This is a genomic window from Fibrivirga algicola (assembly GCF_011742925.1).
GTDB classification, from domain to species: domain Bacteria; phylum Bacteroidota; class Bacteroidia; order Cytophagales; family Spirosomataceae; genus Fibrella; species Fibrella algicola.
In genome coordinates this window covers 1-24,832 of sequence record NZ_WAEL01000004.1, presented here as the reverse complement: position 1 = coordinate 24,832, position 24,832 = coordinate 1, and the positions used below count along the sequence as shown (strand labels likewise).

25 protein-coding genes are annotated in these 24,832 nt (G+C 51.0%); 16 read left to right on the top strand and 9 right to left on the bottom strand.

Annotated elements, in window-relative coordinates:
* Nucleotides 1–64 precede the first annotated feature (64 nt).
* A complete protein-coding gene (locus F7231_RS11470) occupies nt 65–1,687 on the bottom strand; it encodes an FG-GAP repeat domain-containing protein (RefSeq protein WP_166692005.1) in 1,623 nt (540 codons plus the stop codon).
* A gap of 285 nt (nt 1,688–1,972) precedes the next feature.
* Here F7231_RS11470 and F7231_RS11465 point away from each other — a divergent pair, with 285 nt between their 5' ends.
* The 6 genes from F7231_RS11465 to acs all read left to right on the top strand — a co-directional run bounded on the left by F7231_RS11465 (nt 1,973) and on the right by acs (nt 9,505).
* Nucleotides 1,973–2,392 (top strand): IS1/IS1595 family N-terminal zinc-binding domain-containing protein, encoded by a 420-nt coding sequence (locus F7231_RS11465; RefSeq protein WP_166692339.1) that lies wholly within the window; start codon nt 1,973–1,975, stop codon nt 2,390–2,392.
* 308 nt (nt 2,393–2,700) lie between these two features.
* A complete protein-coding gene (locus F7231_RS11460; protein ID WP_166692004.1) occupies nt 2,701–4,284 on the top strand; it encodes an MFS transporter in 1,584 nt (527 codons plus the stop codon).
* Between the two features lie 40 nt (nt 4,285–4,324).
* Entirely contained in the window at nt 4,325–4,546 is a 222-nt protein-coding gene (locus tag F7231_RS11455) for a DUF6814 family protein (RefSeq protein ID WP_166692003.1), read from the top strand.
* 570 nt (nt 4,547–5,116) lie between these two features.
* Nucleotides 5,117–5,494, top strand: a complete 378-nt coding sequence (locus tag F7231_RS11450) for a response regulator transcription factor (RefSeq protein WP_166692002.1) — start codon at nt 5,117–5,119, stop codon at nt 5,492–5,494.
* 2 nt (nt 5,495–5,496) lie between these two features.
* Nucleotides 5,497–7,410 carry a propionyl-CoA synthetase gene (locus tag F7231_RS11445; RefSeq protein ID WP_166692001.1) on the top strand — a complete coding sequence of 638 codons (1,914 nt, stop codon included), beginning with the start codon at nt 5,497–5,499 and terminating at the stop codon, nt 7,408–7,410.
* A 184-nt stretch (nt 7,411–7,594) separates the two neighbouring features.
* Nucleotides 7,595–9,505: an acetate--CoA ligase gene (gene acs, locus F7231_RS11440; protein WP_085413850.1), complete on the top strand. Its 1,911-nt coding sequence runs from the start codon at nt 7,595–7,597 to the stop codon at nt 9,503–9,505.
* A 91-nt stretch (nt 9,506–9,596) separates the two neighbouring features.
* Here the strand turns inward: acs and F7231_RS11435 are convergent, their stop codons facing one another.
* From F7231_RS11435 to F7231_RS11425, 4 genes are all read right to left on the bottom strand, one after another.
* Entirely contained in the window at nt 9,597–10,076 is a 480-nt protein-coding gene (locus F7231_RS11435) for a response regulator (RefSeq protein WP_166692000.1), read from the bottom strand.
* A 425-nt stretch (nt 10,077–10,501) separates the two neighbouring features.
* Nucleotides 10,502–10,600 (bottom strand): DUF892 family protein, encoded by a 99-nt coding sequence (locus F7231_RS27630; protein ID WP_262889669.1) that lies wholly within the window; start codon nt 10,598–10,600, stop codon nt 10,502–10,504.
* Between the two features lie 10 nt (nt 10,601–10,610).
* Complete coding sequence (locus tag F7231_RS27625; RefSeq protein ID WP_262889658.1) at nt 10,611–10,736, bottom strand: hypothetical protein; 126 nt, start codon at nt 10,734–10,736, stop codon at nt 10,611–10,613.
* Nucleotides 10,729–11,307 (bottom strand): hypothetical protein, encoded by a 579-nt coding sequence (locus F7231_RS11425; protein ID WP_166691999.1) that lies wholly within the window; start codon nt 11,305–11,307, stop codon nt 10,729–10,731. The genes F7231_RS27625 and F7231_RS11425 overlap by 8 nt, the downstream gene beginning before the upstream one ends.
* A gap of 1,166 nt (nt 11,308–12,473) precedes the next feature.
* On the opposite strand from F7231_RS11425, the gene F7231_RS11420 reads away from it, so the two are divergent.
* Nucleotides 12,474–13,874, top strand: coding sequence for a PQQ-dependent sugar dehydrogenase (locus F7231_RS11420; RefSeq protein WP_166691998.1), 1,401 nt, complete (start codon nt 12,474–12,476; stop codon nt 13,872–13,874).
* A gap of 139 nt (nt 13,875–14,013) precedes the next feature.
* Complete coding sequence (locus F7231_RS11415) at nt 14,014–14,661, top strand: Pycsar system effector family protein (RefSeq protein WP_229364927.1); 648 nt, start codon at nt 14,014–14,016, stop codon at nt 14,659–14,661.
* On the opposite strand, the gene F7231_RS11410 is transcribed toward F7231_RS11415, so the two are convergent.
* The 3 genes from F7231_RS11410 to F7231_RS11400 all read right to left on the bottom strand — a co-directional run bounded on the left by F7231_RS11410 (nt 14,658) and on the right by F7231_RS11400 (nt 17,674).
* Nucleotides 14,658–15,785, bottom strand: coding sequence for a hypothetical protein (locus F7231_RS11410; protein ID WP_166691997.1), 1,128 nt, complete (start codon nt 15,783–15,785; stop codon nt 14,658–14,660). The two genes, F7231_RS11415 and F7231_RS11410, sit on opposite strands and share 4 nt — an antisense overlap.
* Before the next feature lie 14 nt (nt 15,786–15,799).
* Nucleotides 15,800–16,924, bottom strand: a complete 1,125-nt coding sequence (locus F7231_RS11405) for a hypothetical protein (protein ID WP_085413857.1) — start codon at nt 16,922–16,924, stop codon at nt 15,800–15,802.
* A 234-nt stretch (nt 16,925–17,158) separates the two neighbouring features.
* Nucleotides 17,159–17,674, bottom strand: a complete 516-nt coding sequence (locus F7231_RS11400) for an RNA polymerase sigma factor (protein WP_310589324.1) — start codon at nt 17,672–17,674, stop codon at nt 17,159–17,161.
* A 304-nt stretch (nt 17,675–17,978) separates the two neighbouring features.
* Here F7231_RS11400 and coaE point away from each other — a divergent pair, with 304 nt between their 5' ends.
* A complete protein-coding gene (gene coaE / locus F7231_RS11395; protein WP_166691996.1) occupies nt 17,979–18,563 on the top strand; it encodes a dephospho-CoA kinase in 585 nt (194 codons plus the stop codon).
* 112 nt (nt 18,564–18,675) lie between these two features.
* Here the strand turns inward: coaE and lgt are convergent, their stop codons facing one another.
* Nucleotides 18,676–19,524 (bottom strand): prolipoprotein diacylglyceryl transferase, encoded by an 849-nt coding sequence (lgt, locus tag F7231_RS11390; protein WP_085413860.1) that lies wholly within the window; start codon nt 19,522–19,524, stop codon nt 18,676–18,678.
* 123 nt (nt 19,525–19,647) lie between these two features.
* Here lgt and yidD point away from each other — a divergent pair, with 123 nt between their 5' ends.
* The 7 genes from yidD to F7231_RS11355 all read left to right on the top strand — a co-directional run.
* A complete protein-coding gene (yidD, locus tag F7231_RS11385; RefSeq protein WP_085413861.1) occupies nt 19,648–19,857 on the top strand; it encodes a membrane protein insertion efficiency factor YidD in 210 nt (69 codons plus the stop codon).
* Between the two features lie 98 nt (nt 19,858–19,955).
* Nucleotides 19,956–20,336 carry a co-chaperone GroES gene (locus F7231_RS11380; protein ID WP_085413862.1) on the top strand — a complete coding sequence of 127 codons (381 nt, stop codon included), beginning with the start codon at nt 19,956–19,958 and terminating at the stop codon, nt 20,334–20,336.
* Between the two features lie 55 nt (nt 20,337–20,391).
* Nucleotides 20,392–20,832, top strand: a complete 441-nt coding sequence (locus F7231_RS11375; RefSeq protein ID WP_166691995.1) for a DUF4174 domain-containing protein — start codon at nt 20,392–20,394, stop codon at nt 20,830–20,832.
* Nucleotides 20,833–20,887: 55 nt separating this feature from the next.
* Nucleotides 20,888–21,577 (top strand): winged helix-turn-helix domain-containing protein, encoded by a 690-nt coding sequence (locus tag F7231_RS11370; protein WP_085413864.1) that lies wholly within the window; start codon nt 20,888–20,890, stop codon nt 21,575–21,577.
* A gap of 19 nt (nt 21,578–21,596) precedes the next feature.
* The gene (locus tag F7231_RS11365) at nt 21,597–22,961 is read left to right on the top strand and encodes a HAMP domain-containing sensor histidine kinase (protein ID WP_166691994.1); all 1,365 of its coding nucleotides are present in this window, start codon (nt 21,597–21,599) and stop codon (nt 22,959–22,961) included.
* 116 nt (nt 22,962–23,077) lie between these two features.
* Nucleotides 23,078–23,455 (top strand): TerB family tellurite resistance protein, encoded by a 378-nt coding sequence (locus F7231_RS11360; RefSeq protein WP_229369843.1) that lies wholly within the window; start codon nt 23,078–23,080, stop codon nt 23,453–23,455.
* Nucleotides 23,456–24,211: 756 nt separating this feature from the next.
* The coding region (locus F7231_RS11355) for a PKD domain-containing protein (protein WP_208295586.1) at nt 24,212–24,832 on the top strand (621 nt) is incomplete at its 3' end.

Genomic DNA, 24,832 nt, shown 5'->3' with positions numbered 1-24,832 from the left:
GAGCGTTTTAAGACTACTAAACCTATGGAAATGAAAGCTGTTTCCGCTCCTTAGCTAACGAACCTCATTTTAGCGAAACATGTGCGACGGGCGTAAGGACGGTCTTCTGTTTCGTTGTCTGATTTTTGAGTAGCAGAATCCCTTTTCCAGCGGTGAACCACTGTGTCAGTAAGGGCTTTGGGGTGGGGGTAATCGCCCTGAAAAAAGAGCCAAGCAAGAGGTCGTCGTCGCCATCCTGATCTATGTCGCCTACTTCCATCACCATCCAATGGCCCTGCTCGGGATGCGGAAACGTACGTGCTTTCAGCTTGAAGTTTCCCTGGTTTTCCAGATACACAAACGACTCTACGGGGCTTTTATCGTAGTTTGGAAAAAAGGAAATGGCGGCGATATCCAGATCGCCATCCTGGTCAAAATCACGGGCTATTGCCTGCTGAGCGCCGTATAGTGGATAAAACAGGGTCTGTTTGAACTTGAAGTGCCCATCGTTTATGAATACCCGGACCCCGTGGAACGCCTTCAGCGAATAGGACTTATCGCCATTGTCGCCGTTGGTGTAGAGAATATCCAGATCGCCGTCTCGATCCATATCTGTCAGGTCGAAATAGCTGGAACCGTACACCGACGGAAAGCGCAGGGCTACCATTTTGGTAAACCGGCCACCACCATCATTATAATATACGGCAATCTGCTCATCCCCCTGCGATAGCAGGGCCACGATATCAGGGCGTCCGTCGTTATTCACATCAGTTATCAGGGCTCGCCGGGCACCCGGAACGGGATCAAGTAGATGCTGGAAATACCGTGATCCGCGCCGCTCATACCAACTGAGTTTGCCGGTATAGTTGCCGAACTGACAGATAACGACATCCTCCTGCCCATCCTGATTCAGGTCAGCCACCGCTACCGAAACCGGACGGCCCAGCGAATCGATATGAGTCCCAACGGATGGGTTTTTCGACGTACCTGGGTGACCAGGAAAGGTTACAGGTTGCCACCTTCCGGTCAGCTGATCGTTGGGTTCCATGTTGCCGGCTGCCAATACGTGTACTGAGCCATCGGCTGATGCCCGAACATCCAATGGAGGCGAGCCAACCGGCACCGAATCCAGTACCTGTAAATTCTGATCAAGCATAAACAGGTTACCCTGCCCGTTGCCTGCCAGAATTCGCTGACCGGCCTTATCGTACCGCAGCAGGGTAGTGGCTGCGGTAAAGCGGCGGGGTGGGTATTGCAGCTTAAAGAGCGGTAGGCCAACCTCAGGGGCTGGTTTGGCCGGTTGCGGCAGGGGCTGAGCGGGCGCGTTGTCCGTGTAGTAGCGGACAATCTTTGTCCAGTCATCAGTATGAATGACCGGAGAGCCGGGGAATGCACTCGACTGAATCACCCGATTGATTTCCTGGGCATCATCCATCATCGCGTATGGCGAGATGGAGTCGATGGAGAAGCCGAGCCGCAGGGCCATTTGGGGCAGTACCCGGTCACGCCAGATGGGTTTGGGCAGTAACGACGGGTCAGGCAGGAGGTGGCAGTTGCCGCAATAAGTGGCGGCGAGTTGCTTGCCAGTCAGGTGTGAGGCCGTCAGCGGGGCCGCAGGCGTGGTTGATGCAGGCTGACCAGACTGACAGGCCATAAATTGGCTCACCAGCAGGACGAGAAACGTGGTAGAAAAGTACGTACGGAGCATAAGGGCAGTAGACCGTATAAAAATACGGGCAAATAGAAGGAGCTACAACTGCGCAGGTCGGTAAAGTTGGCAGATTAGCGCCGGATGAGCTGTTGTTTACAACTCACCATCGTCAGGTAGCGCAATGAATGCAAGTGTTTACGTCTTTGGCGGGACGGGTAGTTGATTAGCGTCGGTTTGTTCGGTAGGGTAAGAGGGCTAGTTTAACTATTCAAAGATGTTTTTGATGGAAAACAGTAAGTTTCTATATATTTGCTAAATCACTATAGATACGTTTGCGTTCGTATGGCTATTCGAAAATGCCCTAAGTGTCAAAGCACTACAGCTGTTCGGAATGGCATTATTGCCGGACGCCAGCGCTTCAGGTGCAAGCAGTGTACGTACAATTTTACCGTCGACAAAGTGGGGCGGAGTACCAGCACGTATTACGTCGTAAAGGCATTGCAACTGTACCTTGAAGGAATCAGCCTGCGGGAGATCGAGCGGCTTCTGGGCGTAAGCCATGTGTCGGTGATGAACTGGATAAAAAAGTACCAGATTAAAGTGCCCGAAAACATGGCGTACAATCCTACCTACACGATTGTCAATCACAGTGAATTGACGGACTATATGAGTAAGCCGGAAAACATTGCCGGCGCGGGCATAATCGTCACTGAGCTTGGTGATAAATTTATGCTGATTCGGTGGGAACGCTACAGAACCTGATTGCATCAGTTAGTCTGATTCCCATACCCAGACAGATCAACATACGGGTGACACCCACAGTAGGCGGATTAGCCAGTCAGTCGAACTGGTATAGCTGCACGAACACGGGTAGCCGCCGGCTAAATGATTGGTCACTTTGTTTGCCATAGGCGCTGAGTATGAATACACAGTCATCGCCTTCGATACATCGACAAATAACTCTACAGACAGCTATCCCAGATAAATCGGTGGATCTGGCAACATAGTCGTAACAGTCTTTTCATCCCAACTCTATACCCCTTCTTTTTTGGCCTTTTCGCTACTTTCTCATGACAACAGAATCAAGTAGTCCTACAACCACCAGCACGCGCTCACTCATCAGTGTGATCGGTGCTTCATCGGTCGGGACACTCATTGAATGGTACGATTTCTACATCTTCGGCTCACTCGCGGTAGTGCTGTCGACAAAATTCTTTCCCGAGGGAAACCCAACGGCCGCCTTCCTGTCGACGCTTGCCACCTTCGCGGCGGGTTTTGTCGTTCGGCCTTTCGGCGCGCTGTTCTTCGGACGTCTGGGTGACCTCATTGGCAGGAAATATACCTTCATGGTAACGCTGATGCTGATGGGCGGGGCTACGTTTCTGATCGGCCTGATTCCGGCCTACGAAACCATTGGGTTCTGGGCACCGCTGCTGGTACTTATTTTACGCTTGCTGCAGGGACTTGCACTGGGGGGCGAATACGGTGGGGCAGCTACCTACGTAGCCGAACATTCGCCGACAAACCGACGTGGCTTCTGGACATCGTGGATTCAGACTACCGCCACTGTTGGTCTGTTTGTCTCGTTGCTAGTCATCCTGATCACGCGTAAATCGCTGTCGAAGGAAGAGTTCGACGAATGGGGCTGGCGCGTGCCGTTCCTGGTGTCTATTTTGATGGTGCTTATCTCCTACATCATTCGCAAGAATATGCATGAGTCGCCACTGTTTGCCAAAGTAAAGGCAGAGGGGAAGGGCTCTACGAACCCGCTTAAAGAGAGCTTTGGCAACAAGTACAACTTCAAATTTGTACTGCTGGCCCTGTTTGGTGCCACAATGGGCCAGGGCGTCGTTTGGTACACGGGTCAGTTCTACGCCATGAGTTTCATTAAAACGGTCTGCAATGTCGATGCGCTTCAATCGGATGAACTGATGGCCATCGCCTTGCTGATGGGTACGCCGTTCTTTGTGCTCTTTGGCTGGCTGTCGGATCGCATTGGCCGCAAAGGCATAATGATGGCAGGGATGTTCATTGCTATCCTCTCGTACCGAACGATCTACGAGAAGATGTACCAGACTACAAATCTGGCGACCAAACAGGAGGTGGTGTCAAAGACGACAACAGACGAAAAGACGGTGGCTGATCCGAAAGTGACGGGTGGCCAGATCAAGACAATAACGGTCTCGAAGGAATACACAGACGGCACGAAACTAACCGAGGTAACCAAATCCAAAATGGGGGCCTCTGCAACCGATGCTGTGCCAGTACCAGAAGTGAAAAAGACCGTTTTGATCAACGACGCCGACCGCTGGCTGCTGATCTGGCTGGTCTTCATCCAGGTTATCTTTGTTACGATGGTGTATGGGCCGATCGCAGCGTTTCTGGTGGAAATGTTTCCAACCAAAATTCGCTACACGTCGATGTCATTACCGTATCACATTGGTAACGGCGTGTTCGGAGGGCTGCTGCCTGCCGTAGCGACGTACCTGGCCACCGGGGCCAAAGAAGCCAACGCCACAGCCGTAAAAATGGGTGAGACAGTACCTTACGCGGCGCCTTACCTGGAGGGTTTATGGTATCCCATTGTCATTGCGGGTGTCAGCCTGGCCATTGGCCTGATCTACATTAGCAGCTCCCGCCGGGTGGCCGATTAATTCATCTTGTTTTGACTCTCTCCTTAAACCAAATTGAAATATGGACGCGATACGGCGTTATCTGGGTGTTGTCTGGTTGGCTTTAGCCGCTCTGTGCGGCTACTATGGCGTAATGTATTTTGGGTTGCCTAAGCTGGCATCCGGTAAGTCAGACGACCTGGTGTTCGGGATCATCATCCTGTTTGTGTTGCTTCCGCTCATCGTGGGTGGCCTGGTACGCTTTGGCCTGTACGCACTACAGGGCGAGTACGACGAGGAGTGAGCCGTCGTTGATCAGGTTGCAGGCTTGACCCGCCTGCAACCTGAACGTACCCAGTTATTCGGTTGGACAGCAACAAATCGCCCCATTGTCCTGATCTGGGGGGTAGCCTATTCTGCCAGTGAAGAAAATGGATCATCGATCACAAAATGGTCGTTGCCTGTGACCGAGTTGCTAACGTTCTGCATGATGCTAGGCTTATCTGTGAAAGGGTAGAAGTAGCCGATCCACACCGTGTAGGTTCTTGCTGAAGACTGTCTGGCGCCAATGGGAGTCGTATGGTGTGTGTTAATAGTCATTCCGACGAAAACAGAACGTTTAGCTTACTGGAAATCAGGAATAGGCAGTACTGATAAACCGAATAACGAGGGCGGGTGGTTTGCACCCCGTCAGTAGGTACGTTCTGTTTGTCAGTCCACTACGCGGAGGTGTAGTCATTGACTATTAACCATTGACTTTTGTCTAAACAAATTAGGTACGTAGCCGATCTGAAGCTAGTGTAACCTGTTTACGCCAACTACCCTTAGCTTCACCAGATTACCCGTTGCGTACCCTGTTCAGCACGGCGAAACCATGCCTACAATCTTACTGGCTGACGACGAGCCCAGTACGCTACTGTCGCTTGAATTTCTGATGAAGAAGGAAGGCCACCGCGTTTTTATTGCCCGAGACGGACAGGAAGCGCACCACCTGATTCAACAGGAACTGCCCGACGTACTGCTGATCAACGCTATGAGGCCCCGCATGAATGGACCGGAACTGTGCCGGTTTGTGCGGGCAGAACCAGCCTGCCTTGGCATGAAAGTAATCGTTCTGAGTGCGAAAAGTGAGGAAGTTGGCATGCGGGCGGGCTACGAGGCTGGGGCTGATCTATGCCTGACTAAACCCTTTTCGCCCCGCAGACTACTGAAAAAGATGAACGAGCTACTCATAACAACCAAACCGGACTGACTATGAAAACCACCGAATCCTACGCCCAGCTTCATCATCGTAGCCTGACCGATCCTGCCGGGTTCTGGCGCGAGCAGGCCTTCCGGATTCCGTGGTTTCGATTTCCTAACCATATCTTGACCACCGATGCCGAGGGGTTAACCCGCTGGTATGCCGATGGGTTACTGAATACCTGTTACGCGGCCGTTGATTACCATGTCGAAAACGGACGAGCCCAACAGCCCGCCCTGATCTACGACTCGCCGGTGACCGGTCAGATACGCTCGTATACGTACCTGGAATTGCGCGATGAGGTAGCCAGCGTAGCAGGTATGTTGCGTGGGCTGGGTGTTGAAAAAGGTGATACCGTCGTGATTTACATGCCGATGGTGCCCGAAGCAGTATTCGCCATGCTGGCCTGCGCCCGGATTGGCGCCATTCATTCGGTGGTATTTGGTGGATTTGCCCCGCGTGAACTGGCGGTTCGCATTGATGATGTCCGGCCAACGGTGGTGCTGTCGGCCAGTTGCGGCATCGAGTTCGACAAAACGGTCCCTTACAAACCTCTGCTCGACGCTGCCCTGGAGCTGGCCCGGCATGAGCCCGATCATTGCGTGCTGCTGCAGCGGCCGCAGTGCCAGGCTGACCTATACCTACCCCGCGACCATGACTGGGCAGTGTTGCTGGCTCAGGCCAGTCCGGTTGCGCCGGTGCCGGTTAGTGCCACTGACCCGCTGTACGTGCTCTACACGTCGGGGACTACGGGGAAGCCCAAAGGAATCGTGCGCGACAACGGCGGGCATGCTGTTGCTATGGCCTACAGCATAGAGGCGGTTTACAACGTAAAACCGGGCGAGGTGTTCTGGGCCGCTTCTGACCTGGGCTGGGCGGTAGGCCACAGTTACATTGTGTACGCGCCACTCATTCTTGGCTGTACCACCGTTCTCTTCGAGGGTAAGCCCGTTCGCACTCCCGACGCAGGTACGTTCTGGCGGGTGATTGCTCAACATAACGTCGCGACGTTCTTTACCGCACCTACCGCGTTTCGGGCTATACGAAAGGAGGACCCCGACGGCAGATTACGCTTATCATACGATCTGTCTTCATTAAGGGCGTTGTTTGTGGCGGGTGAACGCTGTGATCCGCCTACGCTCAACTGGTTGCAGGAACGTCTGAACGTACCGGTTATCGATCATTGGTGGCAAACGGAATCGGGCTGGCCGATGGTGGCGAACCAGTTGGGTATCGAGCCTGTACCAATAAAACCCGGATCATCGTCGAAGCCGGTATGTGGCTATGAGCTACAGATTCTCGACGAAGATGGGCAGCCACTCGGGCCAAATCAGGAAGGGTACGTTTGCCTGAAACTACCCCTGCCACCGGGTTGCCTGCCTACCCTCTGGAACGATACCCCCCGGTTCATGGCCTCGTACCTGAGCCGCTTTCCCGGTTACTACCTCACCGGCGACGGTGGGTACGTTGATGAGGACGGGTACGTGTTCATCATGGGGCGGGTCGACGACGTCATCAATGTAGCGGGCCATCGCCTGTCGACGGGGGAGATGGAAGAAATCGTGGGTGCCCATCCCGCCGTTGCCGAGTGTGCTGTGGTGGGCATAGCCTGCCCGTTACGTGGGCAGCGACCCGTTGGGTTGGTGGTCTTGACGGATGGACAGACCATCAGTGCTGACCAACTCAGCGATGAGCTAGTCAAGCTAATTCGCGACAACATCGGGGCTGTGGCGAGTTTTAGAACCGCGGTGATCGTAAAGCGACTGCCGAAGACCCGATCGGGCAAGATTCTTCGTAAGACCATTCGTCAGCTGGCCGACGGAGAGGTAATTGACACGCCCCCCACGATCGATGATCCCGCCAGTATCGATGAAATCAGTGCGGTGCTGACCGCGCACCGAATCGGGATTCGGTTTGATAGCTGAGCAATCTTGTTTCCTGGTAATCAGTGCTGAAGCCAGCCAAGGGTAATCGAATTAGCCAACAGGCAGTGAGGCGTCTGGTATGAATTCAAGAATCGTCTATACTAATTAAGCAACTTTGATAGGATAGATCAAAAGTAAAGTCGGCCTACGCTTGTACTTTTAACCCATTAATCAGCTATTACCCATGCGCATTCAAACCTACGACCAGTACCAGACCGCTTATCAGAAGAGTGTTGATGATCCCGAAGCTTTTTGGGCTGAGATTGCTCAGGAGTTTCAATGGCGCAAGCCGTGGACGAAAACGCTCCAGTGGAACTTCGACGAACCCAGCATAAAGTGGTTTGTGGGTGGTAAAATGAACATTACCGAAAATTGCCTCGACCGTCATCTGGCAACCCGTGGCGATCAGCCGGCGTTGATTTGGGAGCCGAACGACCCCGCAGAGACTGGCGTAACGCTGACCTATAAGATGCTGCACGAGCAGGTTTGCCGGATGGCGAACGTGCTCAAACGGAATGGCGTAGTGAAAGGCGATCGGGTGTGTATCTATATGCCGATGGTGCCCGAACTGGCGATTGCCGTGCTGGCCTGCGCCCGGATCGGAGCGGTTCACTCGGTTGTATTCGGCGGATTTTCGGCCCAGAGCATTGCCGACCGGATCAATGATGCCCAGTGCAAACTGATCATTACGGCCGACGGGTCGTACCGGGGAAATAAAGAAATTTCGCTTAAAGGCACCGTCGATGATGCGCTCATTGGTTGTCCATCGGTTGAGCGTGTGATCGTGATGACACGTACCCGCACCCCGGTAGCCATGCTGAAAGGCCGCGACGTGTGGATGGAACAGGAGTTAAAACAGGTTACGTCCGATTGCCCCGCCGAAGAAATGGATGCTGAAGATATGCTGTTCATTCTTTACACGTCGGGCAGTACGGGCAAGCCCAAGGGCGTGGTGCACACCTGTGGTGGGTATATGGTGTATACTGCTTACACGTTTCAGACGGTGTTTCAATACGATGCCCCGCTGGGCGAGCGGGCTCCGGTCCATTTTTGTACCGCCGATATTGGCTGGATCACCGGCCATAGTTATATTGTATACGGCCCGCTGGCCTGCGGCGCCACTACGTTGCTGTTCGAAGGCGTACCTACCTGGCCCGATGCTGGTCGGATGTGGGATGTGGTCGACAAGCACGACGTGAATGTGCTGTACACGGCCCCAACGGCCATTCGGTCGCTGATGGGCTTCGGTCTTGATCCGTTGAAAGGCAAGAATCTGAGCAGTTTGAAAGTACTTGGCTCAGTAGGTGAACCTATCAACGAAGAAGCCTGGCACTGGTACGACGATAACATCGGCAAAAACCGCTGCCCGATCGTGGATACCTGGTGGCAGACTGAAACAGGCGGTATTCTGATTTCACCGATCGCGGGCGTCACCAAAACGAAACCCGCCTACGCTACTTTACCGCTGCCCGGTATACAGCCAATACTGGTAGATGAAAACGGTCAGGAAATTGTGGGAAACGGCGTGAGTGGTAACCTCTGCATCAAGTTTCCGTGGCCCGGCATTATTCGCACTACCTACGGCGACCACGAACGCTGCCGTCAGACGTATTTTGCTACCTATCCGGGACTGTACTTCACTGGCGACGGATGCCTGCGTGACGAAGACGGCTATTACCGCATCACGGGTCGGGTCGACGACGTGCTGAACGTATCGGGCCACCGGATTGGCACAGCTGAAGTTGAAAATGCGATCAATATGCACACAGGCGTGGTAGAAAGCGCCGTAGTGGGGTATCCGCATGATATTAAGGGGCAGGGCATATACGCCTACGTCATTGCCGATCAGTTCCCGGCTGACCATGATGCCGACCTGACCAAACGCGATATTCTGGCCACCGTTAGCCGGGTGATCGGACCCATTGCCAAGCCCGACAAGATACAGTTTGTTACGGGTCTGCCTAAAACGCGTTCGGGCAAGATTATGCGCCGTATCCTGCGGAAAATCGCGGAAGGAGATACCGGAAATTTGGGCGACATCTCTACGTTGCTGGATCCCGCCGTTGTTGACGAGATCAAGGGGGGAGCGATCTAGTAAGCGCCTCTATCTACCTGGCAAAAAGGGAACCCATTCAGATGATGGGTTCCCTTTTCGTGTTACCGGCCAACCAGCCTGGCATTTGACTTTACAGATTGGTTGCTTCGGGCAGCGTCACCGTTTCGAGCCAGTAGGTTCTCAATAGATCGAAATAAGTAAGCCAGGCGTCGGGATTAAGCGGCTTGGCGAAGTAGGACGAGCAACCCCGATCATAAGCTTCGGTAATATCGGATCGGCAGGTGGAGTAGCTGAGTAGCACCACGGGTAGTTTTCCCAGAATGCTTAACCGGGTCCGTATGTGGTCAAGCACCCGCCAGCCTGTCTCACGGGTAGGCAAATAAAGATCGAGCAGAATCAGCCGGGGTATCTTATGCGTATCGGTCTCACAATCGCTGAGGTAGGCAACGGCCTCGGCTTCGCTCTGGGCAAACACCGGCGTAACCAGGGGCATACACTGCGCGATCGTCCGTTTGATAAGCTGTAAGTGATCGGGGTTGTCGTCGATAACCAGCAGGCGCGTTTCTTTACGCCTACGACCCGCGGCATCGCGTTGGTAGAAGGTAGTCATTTTTTCAAACGTACAGAGTTAGGTGATTTACAAATATAAAATCTATGAATTAAATAGAGTATATCTTAACCTACTTTATAGTAACGAATTCGGAAATTAAGGCAACTGGTAAACCAAGGGTCTCATTCACTTTTTTCGTTTGTCCTTGTCAGCTACTAAGTTTGAGCATGTCCTTGCGGGAAACTGTTTGGAATCGGCACTACCCCCGTATGTTGCTATGGCCCGGTTCTTCCAGCAGAGCCAGCCATTATTTATACTGGTGCACGGTGTCTCGGACAACCAGAAACGAAAGCGTATTCTTCATACCCGCTGTAGTTATGCGTTTGCCACTTTCATGTTCGCTTCACCGGTGGCAAAGCGGTGAGTTTCTAATTGGTTGCTTTTTCCCCTTCGAGGTTTTATTTGAGCAGTTCGGCAGCTTTGGTTTATCCAGCCTGCCGGGTCAGTGTTCTGGCGGTGTCGTAAGCCGCAACCTCATAGTGCTCCAGTTTCTGGGCTGACCCAAAAATGGCTGCATCGGCCAGTTCGCCAGGCTCAAGCTAGGAGTGAGGCTACCGGCCGACTGGTTGCCAATTGGCGGAGCATGTCAGCCAGTTCGGTGGCTACGGGCCGACCGCTGTGCAGGCTGAACGCGCCGGGTGAGCAGGCAATGTCAGTCATAGAGATTCAGTAGCGCCCAGGCCGTGACTGCCAGTACGTCGGCGCCTTCCCGGATGACTGCTTTGGCCTGTTGCCAAGCCTCGCCCAACCAGCGCTTTTGCTCGTCGACACAGTCGCCCAAATGAACTTCCGTAGCGCCAATGGGCAGGTAGTACCGTTTCCAGGCCTGCATCACTAATTTTTTACGCTCAGGAGCTGCCCTCACGACTTCCCTATCTACATACGAGTGTGTGCCGTTGCTGGCAAACAGATACGCTGGATAGGCGGCAATGTTGTCGTTGAGAAAGCGCTCGCTCGTGACGTAATGGTTTATGCCCAGCGCCGACGGAGGGCAGGGATTTTCGATATACAACCATAGCTCCCGTTCAGTTGCCCCAGCGTGGCACAGGTACGTCCGCAGGTCATGGATACTGACAAACTCGCGGTCTGCCCAGCTTTGGCTGTGTGGATACAAAATGCCGTTCAGACCCGCAAACCAGGCGGTGGTCAATGGCTCATTGACAGGCGTATAGGCACGTACCCACGAATACCGTTGGGCCACCCCGTTTGGTAAGCGAACGAGACCACTCAAATCATCTTGTATGACATAATATTCATAAATACGTTTCTATCTAAGTGAATTCTTTATCTAAATCACTTAACGTGTGCGATCCCGAAAAGCCGTAGCGAGCAGATTGGTTCGTGACTGACAGTCGAACTTAACCTAGTCAGCCAGCCTGCCACTTAGTAAAATTACCTGTCCCCGCGTATCAATCGAGTGCAATACGTTCACCAAATTCTAATATTGATTAACTTTAAAGTAAAAAGACTTCCTGCTTGCTACATACGTGAATGTTAACCCGTCACTAGTTGGGCTACATTAGGTCACAACTTATTGAGTATTCACACCTCCAACCATTAGTAGAATGAACCCATACCACGGAGCTATAAGGCTCAACAGAAGCCATTTGGCTACGCAACTTCTCATCGAATTCGCTAATCTTAAGGCGTATAACCATACCACATTAGTACTACAAACCAAGATTTGGGCAAAATTAAACGGCCTGGACGAGGCGAGGGAACTAACTCGCATGCGAAAAAAATCAACAAGCAGACTGATGCTAACCTTAGAGATATATGGGAGGTGCTAGGCGGGGTGCTGGTAGACGAACTAGCCCAGGTCGGTTGACGTCCAGCCTCTATTTTAAGCAGGAGCGTGCGGATCAGGGGTCAGTTACGTTGTACTTTTCTTTGCGTATAGCTTCCAGTTTAACTACCACAAAGTCCGGTCAATTTGACCGGACTTTGTTCGTTTATACCCCCCTTTGCTTGTAGGAACTCCACGCCCTCCCCTTGGCAGGCAGGCAAGTAAAGGCTTCTGATCCTGAACTGACCGACGGCCTCAAGGCCACCTGCTTACTCGTTTGGATGCTCATACGATCTACATAATTTGTTGGAAGTGGACAGGTACCGAAGAGACATTGTTAGGCATTGATTGTGACCGATTTCAGGTCGGTTGATCCGGGCTTGCCGGTTGCCCGTGCCAATCAATGCCCGCCAACGCTGCCCGGACTAAATGGTGGGCGACCCACCCGTTACCTGTACAGTATTGCCGGTGATGTAACTTGAGTCTTCGCCTGCCAGCAGCACATAAATAGCGGCCAGTTCGGCTGGTTAGCCGGCCCGTTTCAGGGGTACCTACGGCAACATCAGTAGAAAATGAGTAGTACGTTTGTTTTACAGCAAACAGACACATTCATGTTAAAGTATACCATTGGGGCCGCTTTTTTGGCCGTATTCTGCCTGAGTAGTTTTCTAACCGATCCCACCCCCGCAGCTAAAACAGCCCGTGAGAATTATGAACAGTATTGCTCGTCCTGCCATGGCGAAAAAGTAGAGGCTTTTGTAGACCGGAACTGGAAGCACGGAAAGGCCAAGAGTGATCTGACAAAAAGTATTTCGGGTGGGTACCCCGACTTGGGTATGCCAACCTGGAGCGGTATACTGAACGCCAAAGAGATCGACGAACTGTCCGACCTGATAGTAGAGAGCCTGAAAAACGTTGACCAGTACAAATTTGCCACCAAGCCAACCTCTAATGTGTTTACGACGGAAGGCCTGACTGTGAAACTGGATACGGTGGCTAGTGGCCTGAAATCGCCCTGGGGACTGGCTTTTTTGCCGGGTGGTAGTATGCTGGTCAGCGACCGGTCGGGCGAGGTGTACCGGGTGGATAAAAACAACACTAAGACGAAGCTAACCGGTGGACCAACGGTATTAGTTGAGGGGCAGGGCGGTCTGCTGGACGTAGAAGTTCACCCCGACTTTGCCAAAAATCAATTGGTTTACCTGTCGTATTCGGCGGTGAAGCAGGAGGGTGCCGACAAACTGTCGACCACGGCCGTAATGCGCGCTAAACTCGTTGGCGATCAACTGACTGAGCAGAAAGTTATTTTTGAAGCCCTGCCTTACTCGAAAACGCGCCACCATTACGGATCACGACTGAAGTTCGACAAACAGAATTACCTGTACGTAACGGTAGGCGACCGGGGCAATGAAAAACAGAATCCACAGTCGCTGGAGAGTGATTGCGGCAAAGTACACCGCCTGCACGACGACGGACGAATTCCGGCCGACAACCCGTTTTCGAACGCAAGCAAGGCACGTACCTCGGTTTATTCATACGGTCACCGCAATCCGCAGGGTATGGCCCTGCATCCAACCACGGGCGCCATCTGGACAAACGAGCACGGTCCACGCGGCGGCGATGAGGTAAATATTATTAAGAAATCGGCCAATTACGGCTGGCCGGTGATCTGTTACGGCATCAACTACGATGGCAAACCCATCACGAACCTGTCGGCCAAAGAGGGGATGGAGCAGCCACTGACGTACTGGCTACCGTCGATTGCGCCGAGCGGCATGGCCTTTGTGGAAGGGTCGAAATACCCCGGCTGGAAAGACAACCTGATGGTTGGTTCACTGCGTTTTCAGTACCTTAACCGCTGCGTGGTAGAGGGCGGTAAGATTGTGAAGCAGGAAAATATCCTCAAAAACATTGGACGACTGCGCAACGTAGACATGGGTCCCGACGGCTATCTCTACGTGTCGGTCGAAGATCCTGGGTACGTATTCCGGTTACAGCCGGTTAATCAATAGATAAAAAAGCCGGGCATGCGCCCGGCTTTTCTTTTGCCCCCTAAACTGACCGTATATCCACTAAGTGGGGCCACTTGTCCCATTATAACCTGCAACCCACAGGCCCTTTTTGCTATCTTTGAGTCAAAGCTCCGCGCTCATGAATCCGACCGAGACCACTCTGACTATCGACGAATCGCAACCTGTGATGCCCTTCGACGAGGCTGCCGAGAAAAAGGCCAAAAAAGAGAAGAAGAAAAAGAAAAAGGCCAGTAAAGGTGTTGAAACGATGTTTCGTACCACGTTAGCTAACCACCTGAGGTTGAGCGAAATGGCCGACCGAAAGGCCAATCTGATGATCTCGATCAACGCCATTCTGATTTCGATCACCATGTCGTCGTTTCTGAAACCTGTGAATGGTATGGAACGGCTATTGATCCCTGAGATTCTGTTGCTGATCGTATCGCTGGTTACCGTCGTGATCTCTATTTTTGCCACCAAGCCTACCTATTCCTTAAAAAAGAAAATGGCTCCCGACGCGGTTGACGATCCCGCCAGCAAACGCCCCGTCGACCTGTTATTCTTTGGTGATTACACTCAGTTGACCGCCGCCGAGTACCGGAAGCAACTACGCGACCTGATCGACGATGATAAACGCCTGTACAATAGCCTGATCGACAATATCTACGCGCAGGGGCGTGTGCTGGTGAAAAAATACCGGCTACTCACGATCGCCTACAGCTTCTTCATGATCGGTTTCTCGGTGGTAGTGGTCTGCTGCGTGATCGTGCTCCTGCTGAACCGCTAGTGGTTTAATCCTTTGATCTGAACGCCCCGGCCGGTGGGGTCCTGAAACACCGCCCGCGCCTTTTGCGGATCGTTGATCAAGGCATAAAAGTCATCCAGGTACGCCAGTGTCTGCTTAACGTACCCACGCTCCACCCGCTTCTCCGATTCGTAGAGGGCATAAATCTGGGGCTTTACCGCATTGAACCGCGCAATAACCTTGTTGAGCACCGAATTAGGATAAATCGGCCCCCGATACAGGCGGGTCTTCACCGATTCAAGTTCCAGTTGTTCCGCTGGTCGGGCATACGGAGCCCCCACAATGCCCGAATGGTCAAAATCGTAGGCCACCGGTAGGGGCCGGGCGCGGGTCGAGTCGATAATGAGCCGAACATTGTGCCGGTAAACCACCGACCAGTCGGTATTACCAATCATGTATTCAAACATGGCCATTGTTGCCGTGGCAATGGTGTCGCAGTGTTCGGCGCGGTACCGGCTCTTGTACATCTTCGCCCGATTACGCTTGGCCATGTCACTGTCTTCCTCCAGCAAAATCCCCCAGCGCGTGATGGTCGACTGTTTCTTTGCCGAGTCGGAGTAGGTCACCTGGGCCAGTCTGGCGCGTAAACTGAGATCGGTAATCAGGTTGTACATGCGATACACCAGGTATTCATTCACAACAAATGCCTCGTTGTTACAGTGAGTGACCAGTTTCAGGTCCGACTGTTTGGCCAGTGGCGTGCCTTTCGTTACCTGTTTGGGTAAGGTCAGGTACAGCGGCGGAAAAATACAGTTTGCGGCGCTACGCCGAAAATGGCCTCGTACCTGTAGGCCCACGGGTAATGCGGCTACATTCCCCGATTCGTCAGCAACGGCCAGTGAGGCCGGATGCGTACGCCCTTTTTCGTCTGCTTTTGGTGGAATACGGTCCCGAAGAATGGGCTGCATGCGGGCCGTCAGTGTGAGCGACAGCACTTCATTTGTTGCAAAGAGGGGTTTTACGGTCGGGGCTTCCTTAGACGCTTTAGCTTGTTTCTTATTGCTTTTACCTAGTGAGTCGGGTTGGCCGGTAGCGAGGAGCGATGTGAGCGTGAGCAAACTAATCAGCAGCAGGCAACGGGTAGAGTAGGTGAGAGATGAGTTCATGGGGTGTGGGTTGGTTAATGGAAGCTACTGAAGAGCCGACCTTTTTCATCGCCGTTGAAGAAGTTACTCTTGACGGCGGCGGGATCGTTGATCAGCGCGTAAAATGCGTCGAGGAATTTGAGCGTCTGTTTCACGTATGCCCTGTTTAATCGTTTCTCTGATTCGTACAGGCCATAAAACGTTGGCTTCAGGGTATTGAATTCAGTAAACACCTTCTTGAGCAGCCAGCCGGGATAGAGTGGACCGCGATAGTATCGTTCGGGCACCCCTGTTGTATTGTCGGGTTCGAGTGCCTGGGCATAGGGGGCATCGACCAGCGCGGCATGATCGAAGTCGTAGGGAACAACGACGGGTTTGGTGTAGCCGGGGCCACTTAGGATGCGGATGTTGTGGCGGTAGACCGATGACCAGTCGATGTTACCAATCATAAATTCAAATACGGCCAACCGGGCCATCGATAGTGAATCGGCGGCTCCGGTTTCAATGCCCTGTTTTACTTCCACTAACTTATTTCGTTTGGCCACATCGTCTTCATCCTCAATCAGAAAACCCCAACGAGTCTCCGTAGGGCGTTTTCTGAGCGAGTCAACGTAACTCACCCGAGCCAGTCTGGCTCTAAAACTCAGGTTAGTAAGCTGGTTGTACAGTTTGTAGATCAGGTACTCGCGTACGACGTAATCTTCGGCCTGACAATGGGTGACCAGCTTCAGTTTGTTTTGTTTAGCAAACTGGGTATTCTTCGTTTTTTTCTTGGGAAAGTCGAGGTACAATGGTGGAAAGTCGCAGTTGTTGGCATTGCGACGAAAATTACCTCGTACAATCAGTGAGAGTGGTAGGGCTGTTGATTCACCCTTCGTCTGGTCATAATAAGTGAGCAGGGCAGGGTGTTTTACCGCCAGAGAATCAGTCTTGGGTTTCGTACGGTCGGTTACAATACGCTGCATCCGGGCTGTAAGCGTAAACGTAAGTGGGTCTTCACGACCGAATAAGTCTGGGTTTTTACTCGTGGCTGCGGCACTGTCGGCAGCAGTTGGCAGCCCGGGAAGATGGCTGTTTTGGGTAGATTGGGCAACAAGCAGGCCCGGCCAAACCAGCAGGAAAAGACAACTATGCAGACGGAGTTGGGCGGTCAGTTTCATAGGTGCTCAAGTTACAGCACAAGCCGTAAATGAACGCAACATACCAACCAAAGGGCACTTGAATAATTACTCGTTCGGCAGCCAGTACATAAAGCCACCTTACCTGCCCCGCCAGTTGACGAGGTGTGGGGAGGAGTTAATTTGCAGGGCTACGTTCTCCGCCCGATCTGTGAAGGAGGCTTGTGCCAGCTTATCGGCACACAACACAAATCACGGAGGCACGTTCTGGACTACTTATAGATTCAGACGGTATGTGTATTGGTCTCGAATCTTATCTCGGGTACGTTTCAGGCGCATCTTTACTGCGCTGTCTTTTAAGTTGTACCGCTCGGCAATTTCTTTAATGTCAAGGTCCTGCTCGTATTTTAGCTGGATCAACTTGATCTCTTCAGCAGTGATTGTCTGAATGGCGAGTGTAAGGACTTGAAGCTGTTCTTCCCGGTTGTCGGTCTCCGACTCGTCGGCAATCAATTGGGCCAGTTCTTCGTCAATAGTTACTGTTGGCAATCGGTTACCTTGTCTGATTTGATCCATACAATAGTTGTAGGAAATAGAATACAGCCAGGTTGAAAAAGTAGAGCGTTCTTTGAAGTTGTTGAGGTTTGAGTGAACTCGTAGAAAAATGTCGTGTGTAAAATCTTCCGCTTTGGCGCTGCACTTGGTGAGTGAGTAACATCGTCGGAAGACTTTATTCGCGTACCGCTGATACAGCGTTTCAAAGTACTTGTTTTTTTGAGTTGACAGATACATACGTATCAGGTCTTCATCTTTGGCGACTGAGGCTGTCATAATCACATAGTAGAATGAGTTAGTTTGGTGAAAGTACGAAGTAAACCAATGGACACATATCGTAAAAGGGTTTTGCGAAGTTTGTTTATAGACTGGAAGTAATATTAATTGAGAGGTAGTAACTCTATAATCTGTATATGCTTCTAAGTTTATAGCTAAATCGAACTGAATCAAATGATTATCTAAAATCGATTTATCCATCGGTGCTTAAATTACACATTCGTAGAAGTAGGTATATTTTTAATGCAATCGACTAGTCATTTTTATGAAAAAGATTGGAGTGACAGGAGGGATTGGCGCTGGTAAAAGTGTTGTCTGCCAATTGTTCAAGCTGCTGGGTATTCCTGTCTATGAAGCCGATGAGCGGGCCAAGTGGCTGACGCAGCACGATCCAATCCTTAAATCAGCTATTATTCGGCTACTGGGGAAGGATGCCTACGATGTAGCTGGCCGGTATAATCGTTCGTTTGTAGCGTCACAAGTATTCAATAATCCCGATCGGCTGGCTGCTCTAAACGCGTTGGTTCACCCCCGCGTCTTCGCCGATACTGATCGCTGGGTACGTCAGCAGTCGGCACCGTATGTGTTGAAAGAAGCCGCATTGATGCGGGCAGCTGGTGATCAAAATGACCTGGATGCCGTAATCGTAGTCACTGCACCGCTCAGTCTCCGGGTTGAACGGATACGAGAACGTGACCCACAACGGAGCGAGGCTGAAATACGGGCCATCATCGACCGGCAGATCACCGACGAGGCCCGCCTTCAACTGGCCGACTACGTTGTGGATAATGGCGAAACACGGCTACTCATTCCCCAGGTTCTTGACCTGGACAGACAGCTACGGAGCTAGGTGACCAAAGGCCAGGCACCTGTTCGAACAAGCCAACTCTATCAGTAAAAGGTAGGATACAAAAAATCCGGACCAAGATAGCCTCGGTCCGGATAGTTCACTTAGGTATGGGTTAGGCTACGGGTAACTTGTTGCGACGACTTTGCAGCACAAAGAAAATTCCTAACAATACCGCCGGTATGCTCAAAATCTGCCCCATGTTCAATGGCAATGTGTTCTCGAATGCCACCTGGTTTTCTTTCAGGTATTCATAGAAGAACCGGAGGCTAAACACCCAGATCAGAAAAATCCCGAGTAGCAGGCCCCTTGGTGTTTTCTCTTTCATACGATTCCAGAGGGTGAACAGGATGAAGAATAAAACCAGACATGACATCGATTCGTAGAGTTGCGATGGATGGCGCGGCTGACCCACCGGGAATTCGTTGTTGTACTTGAAGATAAAGCCCCAGGGCACCGTAGTAGGCAACCCCACAATTTCGTGGTTCATCAGGTTACCCATACGAATGCACGCGCCAGCCAGCGCAACAACAATAACGATTCGATCGGCTGTCCACAAAAAAGTCTGGCCGGTGAGCTGGCTCGATTTACGACGCGAATAGAGCCACAGTGCGGTGATAATACTGATGATCGCGCCATGACTGGCCAGCCCGCGATAAGGTGGCATAATTACCTCCAGCGGATTACGGAACAGCACTTCGGGTTCATAAAACAGGTAATGGCCAATTCGGGCACCAAGTACGGTTGAAATAACCATGAAGATCAGCAGCGCGTCGAGATCTTCCTGGGGCTTGCGCTCTTTTCGGAAGATATGGGTCATGATTTGCATGCCAAGTAAGAAGCCGGCGGCGAAGAGTAGTCCGTACCAGCGAATTTCGAACGGGCCGAAATTGATGCCAAAGAGGGTGAACGCATCGACAGCGAATAATACCGGATCGGCGTCCCAGAGGATATAGGAAAGCATTCGTATGAGAAGTGAGGAATCTAACTCGCTTTTTATTGTTATGGGCAAAGATAGACAGATTTTAATCCCCGCTATGGTACGCGCCCTGTAGGAATTGCCAAAACGGGTGAACTAGTCACTACCATGAAATACCTCCTTGTTGGCCTGGTACGTTTATACCAGGGCGCCATTTCTCCTTTCTTGCCCAATGCCTGCCGTCATACGCCTACCTGCTCGCAGTATATGATCGAGGCCGTGCAGAAACACGGTGCACTTCAGGGAGGCTGGCTTGGTTTAAAACGCATTGCCCGTTGCCATCCGTGGGGAACTCATGGCTATGACCCGGTCCCATGATAAAAGGGTCAGGTTCAGGTGGCGTTGCTGATCTCTCTGCTGGCAGCTCATTCTGCTGGTTATGACCTGACACTGAGTACGTGAAACTTAAAAAGAGTATGCTAAATATCACACCTGACAATAAATTGACTCGCCTGCTGGTTGTAGGCGACCGTGTGCTGATTAAACCCAAATCGGCGAGTGAACGTACCTCTTCGGGCCTGTACTTACCACCTACTGTTCAGGAAAAAGAGCAGGTGCAGTCTGGGTACGTAGTGAAAGTAGGGCCCGGCTATCCGATTCCGGCGGCGGTTGATGATGAACCCTGGAAAGAAACTGAAGAACGGGTAAAATACATGCCGTTGCAGGCGCAGGAGGGCGACGTGGCCATTTACCTGCAACGCAATGCCATTGAGCTGAGTTATGAGGGAACCGCCTATGTGATTGTGCCGCAGTCGTCTATACTGATGCTGGAGCGGTCAGAAAGTTTATTCGATTAGTTGTCTGTTTACTTGCCCACGGGTTGTTCAGTACCCTATTGTCTGTCTGTTAGTTATGGCCCACGCTTCCATTTTCCTCGTTACCCTGTTTATGAGCTTTTTCGGTAAGAGCCCGGCATCCGACCCCACAACACTTGAAGCAAACGTAGTGTCCAACCGGTGGAAGCACCGGGTTATCCTGGTCTATGCCCAAACGAATGGGGCCGCCGATCTACAAAAGCAACGAAAACTCCTGGCTGAACAGCAAAAGGGATTAGCTGAACGTGATTTTGAGCTGATTATCGCAGTGGGTGCTGATCTGTTGGCGGTCGACAAACAGTACCTGCGTGGTGGCGACCGGCAGCTACCTGCATCGGCCCGGTTTATGACGTACCTGATTGGGAAAGACGGTGGTGTAAAGCAACGCTTTGCAACGCCGGTTGGCCCCGCTGAGTTGTTTCGCATCGTTGATTCTATGCCGATGCGACAGAGTGAGATGCGTCGGCGAGGTGAGTAGTTTGTGGTTTTGAATCGGTTCAACAATCAATATACGTTCGTGAACTGTCGTGATTATGCCCATTAAACCGCACCTGCTTGTTGTAGAAGATGAAGTTAAAGTAGCCACCGCGCTGAAAAGAGGGCTTGAAACGCAAAACTATTTTGTCGACGTGGCCCACGATGGTCGCGAGGGAAAGCGGCTGATTGGCGAGAATCGCTACGACTTGCTGATTCTGGATGTCAATCTACCCATATTGAGTGGCCTCGACTTGGCTGAATATGCCCGCATTAAGCACGAGCGTATCCCTATCTTGATGCTGACCGCCCTTGATTCGACCAACGACAAGCTGTTGGGCTTTGAAGCCGGTGCCGACGATTATTTGGCTAAGCCATTTGAGTTTATGGAGCTCTTTGCCCGGATTAAAGCCCTCTTGCGCCGGTCGGCTTCTACTGAAATTACAGAACCTATCCTCCGCTTGGCCGATCTGGAACTAGACCGGTCAGCAAAAGTGGCTCGTCGACAGGGGCAAACGATCGAGTTGACAGCCCGCGAGTATGCCCTGCTCGATTACCTGATGCGCAACGCAGGCCGGGTGTTGTCGCGACTCGATATTGCCGAACACGTCTGGGATATAAATTTTGATACCGGAACGAATGTAATCGACGTGTATATCAACTACCTGCGAAATAAAATTGATAAGCCTTATGCCAATAAACTCCTGCACACGGTCATTGGAATGGGCTACACGCTGAAGGAAAAATAAGCCTTAAAAGTCGGCCAGCATGACCATACGTCTCCGCCTTACGGTCTGGTTCACGGGCATTGTTTCAGTGTTGTTGCTTGTCTTTTGCCTGGTAATCTACGTGGTAGCGGGGCAACTTCGACAACGTGAATTTCATGAACGACTACGTGAAGAAGCACTCTCTTCTGCTGAGTTGCTTTTTGGACGAAAAACCATCGACGCCAACCTATTTAAACTACTCGATCTGAATCACCTCACGGTACTCAACGAAGAGGAGATCATTATCTATGACCAGACAAATCAGATACGCTACGAAAGTGGCACAGACTATCTGGCTATCAACAAGGCAACCCTCGATCGGGTCCGCCAGGAGAAAGAATACTACTGGCGTGAAGGCGATCGCGAAATTGTGGGTACTGTCTTTGTCAATAAGCAAGCGAGTTTCGTAGTATTTGCGTCTGGTGTTGATAAATACGGGTTCACCAAACAGTATAATTTCAGGCGGCTGCTCGCCATAGGTTGCCTGTTGGCCATAGTGGCCACGTTTGCCGCAGGCTGGCTTTTTGCCGGGCGTAGCTTACAGCCTCTACGCCGGGTGATTGGTCAGATTGATGGCATTACTGCCACGAACCTGGGCGAACGGTTACCCATCGGTACGGATGAGGATGAGATCGACCAGCTATCGGGCCGATTCAATCAAATGCTTGACCGGCTACAGGATGCATTCCAGACACAGCAGGCTTTTGTGTCTCACGCTTCGCATGAATTACGTACCCCGCTTACCGCTATCTCTGGACAACTGGAGGTGTCGCTGATGGCCGACGAAGATCCTGCTGAACTACGGAGTACTATCGCCTCGGTGCTCGATGATGTGCGGGGATTGGCTCGGTTGGCAAATGGGTTGCTGTCGCTGGCTCAAATTGGTGTCGATGTGTCGGCCGTGCGGGTGGCTCCGTTTGCGCTTGACGAGTTGCTCTGGAAAGCCAGAGCGGAGGTACTGCGTGTTCATCCTGACTATCAGATCGTAGTGATGCTCGATGACGTACCTGACCAAACTGCTGATTGGCAACTTACGGGAAGCGAGTCGCTCCTGTATACTGTACTCATCAACCTGTTTGAGAACGGCGGTAAATTCTCGCCCGATCATCGGGTGCTGGTGCATCTTGGTCATCACAAAAACGCTGTCGTGATTCGGCTTCATAATCAGGGAAAAACGATTGGGGCCGACGAGTTGCCACACTTGTTCAAACCGTTCTGGCGTGGCACCAACGCTAAGGGCGTGGCTGGTCATGGCGTCGGTTTATCACTCACCCAGCGAATTGTTCATCTACACCAGGGCCAGATCGAAGTAGAATCGGAGGATGGTTTTGGTACGATGTTCAAGATCACGTTACCCCAACGATAAGGTGCTGCCCGTTCTAATTGCGTTCTAACATAAGCCTAATTCAGGCCTAACCTGTTCATCTAATCTTTGTGAGGTAGCAGCCAGTCATAAACAAATGAACAGGCTGAGCACACTAAATGGAATTACAGATGAACACTGAGACCGAAAATCCTGACCTGTATCTAGGCCTTGGCAGTATGATCTATGCCCTCGCCAAGGCTGATGGTCGCCTACAGTTGGAAGAAATGCAATTGGCCAAGGAAATTTTGGTCAATGAACCGCACGGTTCATTGGCGCTCTACGCACTAATGCTTCGGGAAGATTATGACGAAACTGTTGAGGAAGCGTATGCTTTTGCAATGCGCCGATTTGCTCACCAGCGTCATCAGTTGACGGAAGGGACAAAAAAGCATTTTGTATCTATTCTGCAACAAATTGCTACTGCACACGATGATACATCGCAGAAAGAACACGCGATGATTCAACGTTTTCGACGCGATTTACGCCGTTTATAGCTACTATTCAGCTGCTAGTAGGTAGCTAAGACTGTACGGTTTTGCCGGGGTGGCCTACCAATATGCATGAACAGTTAGGCTGTTTTATACACGTGGTAAAACGTTTACAATAAATAAGCTGATTAATTAGAAAAAAAGGGATAAACAAGTAGCCATCTTCGCCAAATTTTTAGCTAACAGTATACCTTTTCGCGGAAAAATAATTCATGAATAAAGGGGTTTATGGTCACTTAATTAGTAAGTGACCATAAACCCCTTTATTCATGAATTATGATATGATAAACTAAGTATTTGTTGACTTTTTATGAAAGTATTGTAAATTATGTAACCCAAGTATGACATGTCAAAACATTGAAATATAGGTAATTATGATACCGTATATAGATTATGATAAACGTTGCCGCTTAGTAAAGCCAGTTCTCAAAACTTAGAATAATACTTAAACTTTGATGCTAGTAAAACTGCTCATGGTTTTAAACTAAACATGTCTAAGTTATGAAATACGTGAACCCTCCATCCTTGTGGACTGTACTGAATCAGGTACACTTGAGTAGCTACAAATTCAGGCGAGTAGCTACATGTCTATTTATTTTATGTTGCTTCATTAGTAGTGTTTTCTCCAATGTAGCCTATGGCCAATCTGCCTGTTCAAACTGTACATCTAATGATATCTCTGTAAAGACAGTGGTATTAGTTGATGAGCAGGGTAATTTATTAACGCCCGGTTGCACACCGGGAACAACTGTAACGGCATATATGAAGATTACAGTTGATGTAAATGCGAATGAACGGTACGGCTTTTACATCACCGGTGATATTTATCTGGGTGGCGCAAAAATTGGTGCTATCGAAGAATGTATTGATCGTACATTCACTTCTGGGTTACAGAGCATACTTATTGCTCAGCCGATTCACTACACCTGCGGGACGAACATCTCTCTGAGTAATGTATTTACAGCCTGGTCTTCCAGGCAGGAGAAGAACGTTGGGGTGAGCGTCTGTAGCTATTATAAAAACAGCGATGGGTCAATCAATTGTACGGATATCACGCCCAAATGTTTTTATTACCCATTACCGATAGATATCGTAGAACCACTCACGGCCAATTTTAGCTTCGCAGGAGCTTGCCCCGCCGCTAATGGATCTCAGGTATTTTCGTTTTCAAGTTCTACAACGGGTGGTACACCTCCAGTAACTTACTCCTGGAATTTTGGTGACGGATCGCCCGCTGGGAGTGGTGCCACACCCACGCATACCTATGCCGGTCTGGGTACGTATACGGTTACATTGACGGTTACGGATTCAGGTAATCCAACACAGGTTGATACGCAGTCATACAACGTCACCGTTACTTCACCCGCAACGGCAGGCATCAGT